A 14,850-nucleotide genomic window follows, 5' to 3' on the forward strand; every position below is an offset into this window, starting at 1 on the left:
GAAATCTCAATACGCGAATACGTACAATTTCACGTATTGAGAAAGATCAAATGAGAGCGCTAGCTGTCCGATTGTCAGACCTGACACCGAAATTTGTGACACCGAAATTTGACACCGAAATTTAGTTGACGCGGCTGACGCGGTGGCCGGTGCCGGTGACGCTTTGGGCGATCTTGCCTTGGGATTTCCAGCGCACGGTGTGGTCGGTGCCGGTGATCGAAAGCCGCCCCTTTGGCACGACTTCAACATTCACCACATTGCCCACGCCAAGGATCTCAACCGAGCTGCAGACGCCGGTGGCGGTGATGATGTGGCCGGTGCCGACTACTTCCAGTTTGCGGCCATCGCAGGCGAAGGTGCGCTGGTGGCCGCTGCCGCTGATGCTGATCAGCTTGTCCGTCAATTCCACCTCGCCCACGGCATCCTCCTGCGCGGCAGCACCGCCCATCACGAGGAAAGCGGCGCAAATCGCGGCCAATTTCAACGGTTTCGAATTCATACTAACTCTCGCGAAAAATTAATGGAATGGCAATGCTAATGGATTGCCTCAACAAGCGGAGCACGGTACGGTTTGCGACCGTGCGCCATCGCACGGACTGCGCCGAAGAGCAGCGATATATTGCACCGCAACATAATGCGCAGGAGAAGCCATGCCCAAGCCCCTCCCGGGAATGCGTTTGCTGCGCAGCCTGGCGCGTTTAGTCGCCGCCGCCACACCCAAGCCGCGTAAAGCGCCGCGCAAGCCACGCTCCAAGCCATCGGAAAAACCGCCAGTGCCCTTGGAATTGCGCAAGCACAAGAGGCCCGCCGTGCAGGCCGCGCCAGGCAAATGGCTGGCACACCACGTACTCACCCATGGGCAGCGCATGGCGTACTGGCTGTATCTGCCGAACCGACCGGAGGGGGAATTCGCTCCGCCCAGCCTCCCCCTGATCATCATGCTGCACGGGTGCCAGCAGAGTGCCACCGAATTTGCGCAAGGCACGCGCATGAACTGGCTGGCCGAGAAGAAGGGCTTTGCCGTGCTGTACCCCCAACAGGCGCTACGCACGCAGGCACACCGCTGCTGGCGTTGGTATGAGCCGGCCGTGCAGCAAGGCGGCGGCGAAACCGCCGTCCTGGTGAACTTGGTGCGGAGCGTGTGCGAGCAACATGCAATCGACCTACGCCGCGTCTACGCTTGCGGCATCTCCGCCGGCGCCGGGATGGCAGCTGTACTGGCACTAAACCATCCCGAGCTGATTGCTGCGGTGGCGTTGCATTCCGGCCCCATCTTCGGCGCTGGCCATGGACCCGGCGGCGCCTTGCGCGTGATGCATCACGGCGATTCAGCGCAGGCAACGCTCGCCATCCGTGGCCTGATCGAGCGCCGCGCCACGCAAGGCATGCCGCCGATGCCGGCATTGTTAATCCAGGGAGAAGATGACCGGATTGTGCGACCTGTCAACCAAGTGCAGTTGGCGCGCCAATGGCTGCATCTAAATGGACTGGACGCAGCAAAACCCACGCGCACGGTCAGCAAACCGGGCAGCCGCAGCGGCTCACGCAATGCGCACGAAGTTCAGGACTACATTAAAGGACGGAAGGTCCTGCTACGCGTCACCCGCATAGCCGGGCTGGGCCACGCCTGGAGCGGCGGCGACCCCACACTCCGCTTCAACGCAAAAGCAGGTCCCGACGCGAGCCGCATGGTTCTGGATTTTCTCAGCAAGCACAGGCGATAAAAGCGGTGCCCAAACCGGTGCCAGGTCTGTCATTTAGACACGCACGTTCTTTCTTTGATATTCCTCAATACCGCAATGCGCCATTCCCGGTGTATTGAGAAAGATCAAATGATAGCGATAGCTGTCCGATTGACAGACCTGGCACCGGTTTTGGCACCGTATAGCTGGCCTGGGACACGCCTGGAGCGGCAGTGACTCTTCGCTACGGTTCAACGCCAAGGCCGGCCCCGACGCAAGCCGCATGGTGCTGGACTTCGTCAGCAAACACCGGCGCTGACCAGCACGCACAGGTACAATGGCGCCCTGCTGACTAATTCCACTTCCTCCATGCAAATCTGGGTCGATGCCGACGCCTGTCCTGTCGTGATCAAGGACATCCTGTTCCGGGTCGCGGAACGCCTGCAAATCCAGGTGACGCTGGTGGCCAACCAATTGATCCGCGTGCCGGGTTCCCGCTTTATCCGCGCGCTCCAGGTCCCGGCCGGGGCGGATGCGGCGGATGCGGAAATTGTAGAACGGGTCAGCGCCGGCGACATCGTGGTAACCGGCGATATCCCTCTCGCCGCGCTCGTGCTGGACAAAGGCGGCTTGCCGCTGAACCCACGCGGCGAGTGGTACACCAAGGACACCATCGCCCAACAATTGACGATGCGCGCCTTCATGGAAGAGTTACGCGGCAGCGGGGTCGATACCGGCGGCCCGCCAGCGTTCAGCCAAGCCGACCGACAGAACTTCGCCAACTCGCTCGACCGCGCGCTGGCCCGCCGTCCCAAACCTTGAACCAAAAACCAAAACCGGTACCAAAAACCGGTGCCAGGTCTGTCATTCGGACAGCTAGCGCTCCCATTTGATTGGTCTCAATACGCGAAAAGACCCAAATACGCGTATTGAGAAATCTCAAAAGAATGCACTATGTGTCCGAATGACAGACCTGGCACCGGTTTTCTCCTGTTTGCTTTAGACGAACTCGCCCACCTTGGCAGTTACCGCTTCGCGCACCGTGCCGCTGGTGACGAAGCTGTGCGCTACCTGGATGTCGTTGTGGAACCAGCGGTCGCCTTCCAGGCAGGCGGGGATCTGCCGGCGGATTTCGTCGTATGCGGCTTGCGTGCCCTCCCCCAGTTTGAAGCCTGGCAGCAGTTGCTCAGTCATCGTCAGCGCTTGCGCGGCGAGCAGCATCTCCACTCCGACGATGTACTGGGTGTTCTGCACCACTGTGTGGGCTTTGCGCGCGCACCAGGTGGAGTTGGAGATGTGGTCTTCGCTGTTGCCCTTCGATGGAATGGAGTCGACGCTGCCGGGCATCGATAGCGTGCGGTTTTCCATCACCAGTGAGCTGAGCGAGCATTGCACCACGGGGTAGCCGGTGTTCACGCCGCGCGGGCCGGACATTAGATTGCGCGGCAATCCCCAGGATAGCGTGGGGTCGATCAGGCGGGCGACGCGGCGTTCGCAGATGCTGCCAAGGTCGGTGATCGCCATGGCGAGCAAGTCCATCGCTTGCGCCAGGTACTGGCCGTGGAAGTTCCCGCCGGAGATGATCTCGAAGCCGCCGCCGTCCTTGCCGAAGATGAGCGGGTTGTCGGTGGCGGAGTTGATCTCGTTCTTGACGATGGTGTCGATGTAGTCCAGCGCGTCGAATACGGGGCCGTACACTTGCGGGGTGCAGCGCAGCGAGTACACGTCCTGGATGCGGGGGGTGTACGGGATATCGGTGCGGCGCAGTTCATCCGGGAATTGCACGGCGCGCGCTTCGTGCGTGGTGCGGGTGGAACCTTTCAACAGCTTGCGCACCACGGCGGCGGTCTTGATCTGGCCGGGGTGCGGGCGGGCTTGCTGGATGCGTGGGTCGAAAGCGGACATCTCGGCGCGCATCGCTTCCAAGGTCAGGCCGAGCGAGAGGCAGGCGTCGGTCAGCAGGTCGCGCGCATCCTTGGCGGCCAGCACGGCGACGGCGAGCGATGCGGTGCAGCCGTTGATCAGGGCGGAGGCGTCTTTGGCTTTGAGGTCGAATTTGACCGGGCCGATTTCGGCTTTGGTGATCGCTTCGGCAGCCGGCATGCGCACGCCTTTGTACATCACTTCCGCTTCGTCGAAGCCGGCAACCGCAGCGGCCAGGTAGGCCAGCGGGGCGAGGTCGCCGGAGGCGCCAACCGAGCCTTTCTGCGGCATGATGGGGTGGATGCCGGCGTTGATGAAGGCCAGCAGGCGGTCCACCACTTCCACGCGCGGGGCGGAGTAGTTGCTGGCGAAGGCGTTAGCGCGCAATAGCATGGTGGCGCGGCTGACTTCTTCGGAGAAGGGTTCGCCGATGCCGCCGCTGTGGGCTTTGATCAGTTGGGTCTGGAACAGTTCGATGTGTTCGACCTTGATGCGGGTGTCCTTCAGCAGGCCGACGCCGGTGTTGAAGCTGTACATCATCGGCGCTTCGTCGTGCATCCAGGTCGATTCGATGTAGTCGCGGCTTTCCTTCAGCGCTGCGCGCGAGGTGGCGGAGAGTTCGACTTTGGCGCCTTGGCGGGCGACGGCCAGCACGTCTTCTGCTGTCAGGTTGAAGCCGTCGATAGTCACGTTGCTCATTTGTTTTCCTTTGCTTTTAATTGACGCCTGCTTCGAACCAGGTGCCGACCATTGCGCGCTCGGCGTCGGTCATGTGGGTCATGTTCGCCAGCGGCATGTCTTTGTTTTGCACGGCGCGCTGGTAGATCTTGGCGGCGTGCTGCTTCACTTGCTCCGGCGTGTCGAGCATGACACCGCCTGGGGCGGAGGCGAAGCCAGCTTGCGTCGGCGCTGCGGAGTGGCAGGATGCGCAACGGGCTGCCATCACCTGGTGCACGCTGGTCAGGGTGGCTTGGTTTGGTACGGTGGCTGCAGCGGCGCTGTGGGCGGCATGGCCATCGGCGACCGCCGCAGGCGCTACGGCGGCTTGAGCGGCTACAGCTTTGCGCGGCGCAGGGGCAATGGCGATGGCAACGGCGGCCAGCAGTATCACGCCTGCAATCGGGTAAGCCGGCGATACCTTGCCAGCATGGCGCAGGTTGAAGAAGTGGCGGATCAGCACACCGGCGGCCATGATGGCGGCCAGCACCAGCCAGCTGTAGGCGTGGCTATAGGTCATTGCGTAGTGGTTGCTAATCATGATCAACAGCACCGGCAAGGTGAAGTAGTTGTTGTGCACCGAACGCACTTTGGCGCGCTTGCCGTAGATCGGGTCCGGCGACTCGCCGCGCTCCATCGCTTCCACCAGCTTGCGCTGGCCGGGGATGATCACGAACAGCACGTTACCGACCATCATGGTCCCAATCATGGCGCCGACGTGGATGTAGGCGGCGCGGCCGCTCAGGGTGTGGGTTAGCAGATAGGCTGCGGCGACGATCAGCACGAACAGCACCACGCCCAGCACGGCGGGTTTTTCGCCCAACTTGGTCTTGCACAGCGCGTCGTACACCAGCCAGCCGCCGGCCAGGGTGCCCAGGCCAACGCCTACCGCCTGCAGCGAGGTCAGGTCGGCCACGCTCTTATCAATCATCATCGCCGAGGCGTTGAAGTAGTAGACGATGAACAGCATGGCAAAGCCGCTGATCCAGGTGGCATAAGCCTCCCATTTGAACCAGTGCAGGTCTTCCGGCAGTTCGTCCGGGGCCACCAGGTATTTCTGCGGGTTGTAGAAGCCGCCGCCGTGCACGGCCCACAGCTCGCCCATCACGCCTTTCTTGGCCAGCGGGCTGCCGGGCTTGGGCGGGCGAATCGAGTTGTCCAGCCAGACGAAGTAGAAGGAGGCGCCGATCCAGGCAATGCCGGTGATCAGGTGCAGCCAGCGTACCAAGAGGTTTAGCCACTCCACCCCATAGGGTCCGAATAAAGTCTCCATGTTTTTTTCCATTCAGGTTGTACGAAATGTGGTGAAACGATATCGGTTGCGAGCGCGGGAGACCTTCGCTTTGGTATATAACTCGCATAGCCGAAAACGTATAGTTTGGGGCCCCGGAAGGTGCGACCCTGTCATGCATAAATCTAAATAACTACTATTCGGAGACACCCATGTCCAGGTTGCCTGAGCATCTCGATATCCATTTGATCCGCATTCTTTACCTGCTGCTGGTGGAGAAAAACGTGTCGCGCGTGGCGTTGAAACTTAACCAGCCGCAGCCCTCCATTTCCGGTTCGCTGCGCAAACTGCGCGAGCTGACGGGCGATCCGCTGCTGGTGCGCGGCGGGCGCGGTATGGTGCCGACGCAACACGGCGAGAGCCTGTTGAAGACGGCCAAGCGCATCCTGGACGAGGCGGAGAGCCTGTTCAGCCCCAAGACCGCCTTTGTGCCGGCCGAGCAGGCGCGCACCTTCCATATCGCTGCGCCGGACTATATGAACACGCAGTTCTTCACCGAGGTGATCTCCCGCCTGCGGCGCGAGTCGCCCCGGAGCCGGCTGGTGATCCATTCCTTGGTGCCGGATGTCGACTATGTCCGCCTGCTGTCCGACGGGGAGCTGGACCTGGTGGTGGGCAACTGGGACGAACCGCCCCAGCACCTGCACATCTCCAAACTGTTCGACGATCCGATCGTGTGCCTGATGCGCGCCAACAGCGCCTATGCGCGCCGCACCGCGAAAGACGCCATGACGCCGGAGGAGTACCTGACGCTGCCCCATGTCGGCCCGGCGCAAATCCTGCCCGGCTATCACGGCAACATCGATTCTTTCCTGGCCGAGAAGAACATGGAGCGCAATATTGTTGTGGAATCGTCACACTTCCGCATGTTGCCTTACATCGTCCAGCAAACAGACCTCGTGCTCACATCGGGCAAGCAGTTCGCCAGCTTTTACGAGCACCTGCTGGGCCTCAAGTCGTACAAGGTGCCACTCGACTTCCCTCCCCTCAGCTTCTACCAGCTGTGGCACGAGCGCGCCCACCATGCCACGGAACATAAGTGGCTGCGCGCCCAGGTCAGCGCGGCCGCGCGGCTGATGCAGAAATAGGCGATATCAGCCCAGCGATATATTTCAACCGCGCCGGGCCTCTAATATCAATTCATCATTCCCCCGAATTACCCAACATGGAGCGGGCCGCTGCGCGCGGCGGCCCGATGCACGATGACGAGCCTCAAGCAACTGAACAACTGCGATGCCGATACTTTCACCGAGCTGCTGCACGGCCTGTACGAGCATTCGCCCTGGATCCCGCAGCGCGCCGCCGCCCAGCGCCCGTTCCGCACCATCGATGAACTGAAGCTGGGCCTGCAAAAAGTGGTGTCGCGCGCCACCTATGACGAGCAACTGGGCCTGATCCGCGCCCACCCGGAGCTGGCCGGCAAGGCTGCCGTGGCGGGCGAACTGACGCCGGAATCGACCGGCGAGCAGTCCAAGGCTGGCCTGAACCTGTGCACGCCGCAGGAATTCGCTGTCTTGCAGGAGCTGAATGCCGCTTACAACAGCAAGTTCGGCTTTCCCTTCATCCTGGCGGTAAAGGGCGGCGATGGCAAAGGCCTGTCGCGCCAGGCCATCATCGCCGCCTTCCGCCGCCGCCTGCGCAACCAGGCCGAGGATGAGCATCGCGAAGCGCTGCGCCAGATCCACCGCATCGCGGAAATGCGCCTGAACGCGGTGCTCCAGTATGTGCCGCACATGGGGCGCGACATCATGGCCTGGGCTGAAGAAATCGGCGCCTGGAGCGAGGATGAACAGGGCCTGACCTGCACCTATATGACGCCCACCCATCGCCGCACCGCCGTACAGCTGGCGCAGTGGATGCGTGAAGCGGGCATGCACGCCCATATCGATGCGGTGGGCAATGTGGTGGGACGCTACCTGTCCACCGACCCGCAGGCGCGCACCCTGCTCAGCGGCTCCCACTACGACACGGTGCGCAACGGCGGCAAGTACGATGGCCGCCAGGGCATCCTGACCGCCATCGCCGTGGTCAAGCACCTGCACGAACACGGCGAAACCCTGCCTTTCCATTTCGAGCTGATCGCTTTTGCGGAGGAGGAAGGCGTGCGCTTCAAGAGCACCTTCCTTGGCAGCAGCGCGGTGATCGGGCAGTTCGATCCCAAACTGCTGGACCTGCGCGACCGCGATGGCAACGCCCTGCGCGATGTGCTGACCGAGGCCGGGCAGGACGTGAACAGCATCGCAGCTATTGCGCGCGATCCGTCCGACCTGCTGGGTTTTGTGGAAGTGCATATCGAACAGGGGCCGGTGCTGCTGGAACGCGGCCTGCCGGTCGGCATCGTCACCTCCATCGCTGGCAGCAAGCGCTATCTGGTGAACCTGAAAGGCGTCGCCAGCCACGCCGGCACCACGCCTATGCCGATGCGTAAGGACGCCGCCACCGCAGCCGCCGAAATCGTGCTGTACGTCGAGCAGCGCTGCGCGCGGGACCAGGAATCCGCACTCGTCGGCACGGTAGGCCAGCTGCAGGTGCCGAATGGCTCCACCAATGTCATTCCGGGCGCCTGCACCCTGTCGCTCGATATCCGCGCCGCCAACAACCAGGCGCGCGATGCCGCCGTGGCCGACATCCTGGCCCACATCGAGAAAGTGTGCGAAGCGCGCCACATCACCTGCGAAATCGAGCAGACCGTGGCGGCCGATTGCGCGCCATGCGCGCCATGGCTGATGGAACAGCTGGCCGCCGCCACCGAACGCCACGGCATTCCCGCCTTCGAACTGGCGTCCGGCGCCGGTCACGACGCCATGCTCATGGCGCGCGTGACCGACGTCGCCATGCTGTTCACCCGCTGCGGCAACGGTGGCATCAGCCACAACCCGCTGGAGACCATGACCGACGATGACGCCGACCTGTCGGCGCGCATCCTGCTCTCTTTCCTGCGCCAGTTCCGCGCGCACAGCAGCACGCCAGCTGAAAAGGAGGCCGTCAGCGAAACCTGATCATTACGCAGCGCGAGAACGCCACATTTGTCCGCCCGGAGAGGCGGAATTTCGGGCGATAAAAACTAAACGGAGACATAAAATGCAATTCCTGGAAAACTATTTCAAGCTTAGTGAGCACGGCACCAACGTGCGCACCGAAGTCCTGGCCGGGCTCACCACCTTCCTGACGATGGCCTACATCATCTTCGTCAACCCTTCCATCCTGGGCGATGCGGGCATGCCCAAGGATGCGGTCTTTGTGGCGACCTGCGTCGCCGCCGCCGTCGGCACCCTGATCATGGGCCTGTACGCCAACTTCCCTATCGGCCTGGCGCCGGGCATGGGCCTGAACGCCTACTTCGCCTACGGCGTGGTGCAGGGCATGGGCTTCCCGTGGCAGGCAGCGCTGGGCGCGGTGTTCATTTCGGGCTGCTGCTTCATGATCGTCAGCCTGTTGCGCATCCGGGAACAGATCATGAACGCCATTCCCGCTTCGCTGCGCATCGCCATTCCGGCCGGTGTCGGCCTGTTCCTGGCCTTGATCTCGCTGAAGAATGCCGGCATCGTCGTCTCCAGCCCGGCCACCTTCGTCACCATGGGCGACCTGCACAAGCCGGCGCCGGTGCTGGCCATCGTCGGCTTCCTCGTCATCGTCGCGCTGGACCGGCTGCGCGTGACGGGCGCCCTGCTGATCGGCATCATGACCGTGACGGTACTAAGCTTCTTCTTCGGCGGGAACGAATTCCACGGCATCGTCTCGGCGCCGCCGTCGATCGAACCCACCCTCATGCAGCTCGATATCGTGGGCGCCGTCTCGCACGGCCTGTTCACGGTGGTGATGGTGTTCTTCCTGGTCGAGCTGTTCGACGCCACCGGCACCCTGATGGGCGTGGCCCAGCGCGCGGGGCTGATGAAGGACGGCAAACTGCCTAAGAATATGAACAAAGCCCTGCTGGCCGATTCCGGCGCCATCATCGCCGGCTCCGTCATGGGCACCTCCAGCACCACCGCCTTCATCGAGAGCGCGGCCGGCGTGCAGGCCGGCGGCCGCACCGGCCTCACTTCCGTCACCGTGGCCATGCTGTTCCTGGCGGCCCTGTTCATCGCGCCGCTGGCCGGCGTGGTGCCGGGCTACGCCACTGCGCCCGCCCTGTTCTTCGTCGCCTGCCTGATGCTGCGCGAACTGGCGGAGGTCAACTGGGCCGAGACCACGGAGAGTGTGCCGGCCGTGGTCACCGCCCTGGTCATGCCATTCACCTATTCCATCGCCAACGGCCTGGCGCTGGGCTTCATCAGCTACGCCGGCCTCAAACTCTTGACCGGCAAGCACAAGGAAGTCAGCGCCATGATCTGGTGCGTGGCCGGCGTGTTCCTGTTCAAATTGATTTACATCCCAGGCTGAAGCAAGGAGCAGAAAAGATGTCCCAACCGATTCGTTTCTTCTACCAGGGGCGCGTGCAGGAAGTCGATTCCGCCGCCCCGACCCGCACCTTGCTGCAGCACCTGCGGGAAGACCTGCATTGCACCGGCACCAAGGAAGGCTGCGCCGAAGGCGACTGCGGTGCCTGCACCGTCGTCATCGGCTCGCTGGTGGAGGGTGAGCTGGAACTGCGCAATGTCAATTCGTGCATCCAGTTCCTGCCCACGCTGGACGGCAAGGCGGTCTTCACGGTGGAAGACCTGAAGCAGCCGGACGGCGGCCTGCACCCCGTGCAGGAGGCGCTGGTGGAATGCCACGGCTCCCAATGCGGCTTCTGTACGCCCGGCTTCGCAATGTCCTTGTGGAGCCTTTACCTGAAACAGGAAGGCGCAACCCAGCCGCCCTGCCGCAAAACGGTCGACGAGACATTATCCGGCAACCTGTGCCGCTGCACCGGTTACCGCCCGATTATCCACGCGGCCGCCCGCATGGGCGAGCTGCCGGCGGTCGGCTTTGACCGCGCCGCACTGAAGGCCACTCTGCTACGCCTGCAACGCGACCGCATGTTCAGCTACACCCACGACGGCCAGACCTTCCACGCCCCGCGCACACTGGACGAAATGTGCGCCGTGCGCGCCGCCAAGCCCACGGCAACCATCCTGGCCGGCTCCACCGACGTCGGCCTGTGGGTCACCAAGCAAATGCGCAATCTGGGCGACGTGATCTACACGCGCCAGGTGCGGGAGCTGCACCGCATCGCCACCGTGGACGGCAAGCTGGAAATCGGCGCCGCCGTCTCGCTGGACGACGCCTACCGCGCCGTGCTTGCATTGCATCCGAACGATTCGCTGCACGAGCTGTGGCAGCGCTTTGCATCCCAGCCTATCCGCAGTACCGGCACCCTTGGCGGCAGCGTCGCCAACGGTTCGCCGATCGGCGATTCCGCGCCGTGGATGATCGTGCTCGGCGCCGAAATCGTGCTGCGCTCGGACAAGGGCCAGCGCGTCCTGCTGCTGCAAGATTTCTACCTCGACTACATGAAGAAGGATTGGCAGCCCGGCGAGTTCGTGGAAGCCGTACGCATCCCCGCACCCAAGGCTGGCCAGCAGTTCCGCACTTACAAACTGGCCAAGCGCTACGACCAGGACATTTCCGCCGTCTGCGCCGCCTTTGCCATCGAGCTGGAAGGCGGCGTGGTGCACAACGCCCACATTGCCTACGGCGGCATGGCAGCCACCTCGCGCCGCGCGCCGCAGGCGGAAGCGGCCATCAACGGCCAGCCATGGAATGAAACCACCCTGCGCGCCGGCATGGAAGCGCTAGCGCGCGACTACACGCCGCTGAGCGACATGCGCGCCAGCGCCAACTACCGCATGCGCACCGCACAGAACCTGCTGCGCCGCTTCTGGCTGGAGACCCGCCCGGAGGGCGCCGTGCCAAACGCCTACGTCAACGCCTACGCATTCAAAGAAGGAGCCGCAGCATGAACACCAAGTCCGAACCGTTCATGACAGTGGGCCAGAGCCACCCGCACGAATCGGCCGTCCTGCACGTGCTGGGCGAAGCGGTTTACACCGACGACATCCCCGAGGCGCAAGGCACTTTGCACGCTGCGCTTGGCCTGTCGAGCAAGGCGCATGCGCGCATCGTTTCGCTCAATTTCGACGCCGTGCGCGCGATGCCCGGCGTGGTCGCGGTCTTCACCTATAAGGATATCCCCGGCAGCAACGACTGCGGCCCCATCATCCACGACGACCCGATCCTGGCCGAGGAAAAGGTGGAATACATCGGCCAGCCGATCTTCATCGTGGTGGCGGATAGCCACGACCGCGCGCGCCACGCCGCCCGCAAGGCCGACATCGTGTACGAAGAGCTTCCCGCCATCCTCACGCCGCAAGCCGCGCGCGATGCCGAATCCTTCGTCGTGCCGCCGATGCGCCTGACGCGCGGCGATGCCCAGGCGGCCTTTGACCGCTCACCCAACATCCTGAAAGGCACGCTGCACGTGGGCGGCCAGGAGCAGTTCTACCTGGAAGGCCAGATTTCCTACGCCCTGCCGAAGGAAGGCAACGGCATGCACGTCTACTGCTCCACCCAGCACCCGACGGAAATGCAGCACGTGGTGGCGCACGCCCTGCACTACCCGTCGCACGCGGTGGTAGTGGAATGCCGCCGCATGGGCGGTGGCTTCGGCGGCAAGGAATCGCAGTCCGCACTGTGGGCCGCCTGCGCCGCCGTCAGCGCCGCGCGCCTGAAGCGCCCGGTCAAGCTGCGCGCCGACCGCGACGACGACATGATGGTGACCGGCAAGCGCCACTGCTTCTATTACGAGTACGAAGTCGGCTACGACGAGCAAGGCCGGATCACCGCCGCCAAGGTGCAGATGGTGACGCGCGCCGGCTTCTCGGCCGACCTCTCCGCGCCGGTCGCCACCCGCGCCATCTGCCACTTCGACAACACCTACTACCTGTCGGACCTGGATATCCGCGCCATGGCCGGCAAGACCAACACCCAATCCAACACCGCCTTCCGCGGCTTCGGCGGACCGCAGGGCGCCATCGCCATCGAGTACATCGTGGACGAAATTGCGCGCGACCTGGGCAAGGATGCGCTGGACGTGCGCAAAGTGAATTTCTACGGCCGTAACGACGAGGAAGGCCGCAACGTCACCCAGTACGGCCAGAAGGTGGTCGACAACGTCATCCACGAACTGGTGGCGCAGCTGGAAGAGGACTCCGCCTACCGCGCCCGCCGCGACGCGGTGCGCGCCTTCAACGCAAGCAGCCCGGTGCTGAAAAAAGGCCTGGCGCTCACGCCGGTCAAATTCGGCATCGCCTTCAACGTCACCCACTTCAACCAGGCCGGCGCGCTGGTCCACATCTACACCGACGGCTCTGTGCTGGTGAACCACGGCGGCACTGAAATGGGCCAGGGCATCAACACCAAGGTATGCCAGGTGGTGGCCCATGAACTGGGCATCCCGCTGGCGCGCGTGCGCGCCTCCGCCACCGACACCAGCAAGGTAGCCAACACCTCCGCCACCGCCGCCTCCACCGGCGCGGACCTGAACGGCAAAGCCGCGCAGGACGCCGCCGCCACGCTGCGCCGGCGCCTGCTGGACTTCGCCGCGCGCTCCTTCGGCGTGACGGCGGATGCCGTGGTACTGGCCAACGGCACCGTGTTTGCCGGCGAAGTGGCAATGAGCTTCGCCGACCTGGTACAAAAGGCCTACCTGGCCCGCGTCCAACTCTGGTCCGACGGCTTCTATGCCACGCCGGGCCTGAGCTGGGACCGCGAGACCATGAGCGGCAACCCCTTCGGCTACTACGCTTACGGCGCTTCCGTCTCGGAAGTGATCGTCGACACGCTCACCGGCGAATGGAAGCTGCTGCAGGCCGACTGCCTGTACGACGCGGGCAACTCGCTCAATCCCGCCATCGACATCGGCCAGGTGGAGGGCGCCTTCATCCAGGGCATGGGCTGGCTGACGACGGAAGAATTGTGGTGGAACGCGCAGGGCAAGCTGATGACGCACGCGCCGTCCACCTACAAGATCCCCGCCGTCTCGGACTGCCCGGACAAGTTCAATGTGCGCCTGTTCAAGAACCGCAACCCGTTCGACAGCATCCACCGCTCCAAGGCGGTCGGCGAACCGCCGCTGCTGCTGCCGTTCTCGGTGTTCCTCGCCATCCGCGATGCCATCGCCTCCGTCGGCGACTACCGCATCAATCCCCCGCTGCGCGCGCCCGCCACCGGCGAAGCGATCCTGGATGCGGTGGACGCGGTGCGCGCGCTGGCATGACCCTGGCGCGCCGGCTCACTGCCGAAGCGCTCGGCACCGCGCTGTTGCTGGCCATGGTGGTGGGCTCCGCCATCATGGCCGAGCGCCTGGCCGGCGGCAATGCCGCCCTCGCCCTTCTCGCCAGCGCCCTCGCCTCCGGCGCCGGGCTGCTGGCACTGCTGCTGGCGTTCGGCGACATTTCCGGGGCCCACTTCAACCCCGCCGTCACTTTATCCGAAGCCTGGCAAGGCAAGATGGCTTGGCGCGCGGCTGGCGCCTATGCCGCGGCGCAAACCGGCGGCGCCTTCGCGGGCGTGGCAGCCGCGCACCTGATGTTCGGCGAACCGGTCTTCGGCATTGCCACGCTGGCGCGCAGCGGCGGCGGAATATGGTGGAGTGAATTTGTGGCCACCTTCGGCCTGGTGACGGTCGGCCTCGCCTGCGCGCGCGCCAGGCCCGCCATGGCGCCGTTCGCGATCGCCGCCTACATCGTTTCCGCCTACTGGTTCACCGCCTCCTCCTCCTTCGCCAATCCCGCGCTGACACTCGCGCGGGCGGCGACGGACACCGTGGCCGGCATCCGCTTGGGCGATGTGGCAGCCTACATCTCAGCCCAACTGCTTGGCGCACTTGCCGCCAGTACCCTCCTTGCTTGGCTATATCATCCGCGTGGGAACGAGGTCGCTTTGCCGGTAGTGCTCCAGGATCACCGAATCCAGTAGCCTGACACGCTCCATGAGATCACGCGCATTGGCGGCCGTCTGCGCCAGGTTGACATGCGACTTGCCTTCCAATCTGGCACCCGCCAAGACCGATTCGCACCAGCGACGCGTGCGACCGATATATGAATCCAGCGCGAGCACGGAGTTAGGGCATTGACATCCTCCCCCACCTCGGCCTCCGGCCGCCGCTTACGCGGGAAGGAGGAGGATTCCTGCTGCGCCACTACCAGCAGTGGGCTGGCATAGTCCGCTTCGGAGGGTTCCTGCTGTTGACGGCATTACTACACCATTCACTACACAGGCTAACCGGGCGTCGTCCCGCCCTTCGCTTCG

At 63.8% G+C, this 14,850-nt stretch carries 11 protein-coding genes; 8 read left to right on the forward strand and 3 right to left on the reverse strand.

Features of this window, described 5'->3' with window-relative positions:
* Nucleotides 1–121 precede the first annotated feature (121 nt).
* A complete protein-coding gene (locus tag GTP41_RS22855; protein WP_161027893.1) occupies nucleotides 122–499 on the reverse strand; it encodes a DUF3060 domain-containing protein in 378 nt (125 codons plus the stop codon).
* Nucleotides 500–650: 151 nt separating this feature from the next.
* Here GTP41_RS22855 and GTP41_RS22860 point away from each other — a divergent pair, with 151 nt between their 5' ends.
* A complete protein-coding gene (locus GTP41_RS22860) occupies nucleotides 651–1,724 on the forward strand; it encodes an extracellular catalytic domain type 1 short-chain-length polyhydroxyalkanoate depolymerase (protein WP_161027894.1) in 1,074 nt (357 codons plus the stop codon).
* 327 nt (nucleotides 1,725–2,051) lie between these two features.
* Nucleotides 2,052–2,504, forward strand: coding sequence for a YaiI/YqxD family protein (locus GTP41_RS22865; RefSeq protein WP_161027895.1), 453 nt, complete (start codon nucleotides 2,052–2,054; stop codon nucleotides 2,502–2,504).
* Between the two features lie 177 nt (nucleotides 2,505–2,681).
* Here GTP41_RS22865 and GTP41_RS22870 read toward each other — a convergent pair whose 3' ends face one another.
* Nucleotides 2,682–4,304 carry an HAL/PAL/TAL family ammonia-lyase gene (locus GTP41_RS22870; protein ID WP_161027896.1) on the reverse strand — a complete coding sequence of 541 codons (1,623 nt, stop codon included), beginning with the start codon at nucleotides 4,302–4,304 and terminating at the stop codon, nucleotides 2,682–2,684.
* Nucleotides 4,305–4,320: 16 nt separating this feature from the next.
* Nucleotides 4,321–5,595 carry a urate hydroxylase PuuD gene (locus GTP41_RS22875; RefSeq protein ID WP_161027897.1) on the reverse strand — a complete coding sequence of 425 codons (1,275 nt, stop codon included), beginning with the start codon at nucleotides 5,593–5,595 and terminating at the stop codon, nucleotides 4,321–4,323.
* A 170-nt stretch (nucleotides 5,596–5,765) separates the two neighbouring features.
* Between GTP41_RS22875 and GTP41_RS22880 the strand changes: the two genes are divergently transcribed.
* The 6 genes from GTP41_RS22880 (at nucleotide 5,766) to GTP41_RS22905 (ending at nucleotide 14,517) form a co-directional block, all read left to right on the forward strand.
* Nucleotides 5,766–6,701: a LysR family transcriptional regulator gene (locus GTP41_RS22880; RefSeq protein WP_161027898.1), complete on the forward strand. Its 936-nt coding sequence runs from the start codon at nucleotides 5,766–5,768 to the stop codon at nucleotides 6,699–6,701.
* 114 nt (nucleotides 6,702–6,815) lie between these two features.
* Entirely contained in the window at nucleotides 6,816–8,612 is a 1,797-nt protein-coding gene (locus GTP41_RS22885) for an allantoate amidohydrolase (RefSeq protein WP_161027899.1), read from the forward strand.
* Nucleotides 8,613–8,694: 82 nt separating this feature from the next.
* On the forward strand, nucleotides 8,695–9,996 hold the full coding sequence (locus GTP41_RS22890; RefSeq protein WP_161027900.1) for an NCS2 family permease: 1,302 nt from the start codon (nucleotides 8,695–8,697) through the stop codon (nucleotides 9,994–9,996).
* A 17-nt stretch (nucleotides 9,997–10,013) separates the two neighbouring features.
* Nucleotides 10,014–11,501, forward strand: coding sequence for a xanthine dehydrogenase small subunit (gene xdhA / locus GTP41_RS22895; RefSeq protein WP_161027901.1), 1,488 nt, complete (start codon nucleotides 10,014–10,016; stop codon nucleotides 11,499–11,501).
* Entirely contained in the window at nucleotides 11,498–13,816 is a 2,319-nt protein-coding gene (xdhB, locus tag GTP41_RS22900) for a xanthine dehydrogenase molybdopterin binding subunit (RefSeq protein WP_161027902.1), read from the forward strand. Before xdhA ends, xdhB begins: the two co-directional genes overlap by 4 nt.
* A complete protein-coding gene (locus GTP41_RS22905) occupies nucleotides 13,813–14,517 on the forward strand; it encodes an aquaporin (RefSeq protein WP_161027903.1) in 705 nt (234 codons plus the stop codon). Before xdhB ends, GTP41_RS22905 begins: the two co-directional genes overlap by 4 nt.
* The last annotated feature ends 333 nt before the right edge of the window (nucleotides 14,518–14,850 follow it).

This window comes from Pseudoduganella guangdongensis (assembly GCF_009857475.1).
In the GTDB taxonomy this organism is placed as follows: Bacteria; Pseudomonadota; Gammaproteobacteria; order Burkholderiales; family Burkholderiaceae_D; genus Rugamonas; species Rugamonas guangdongensis.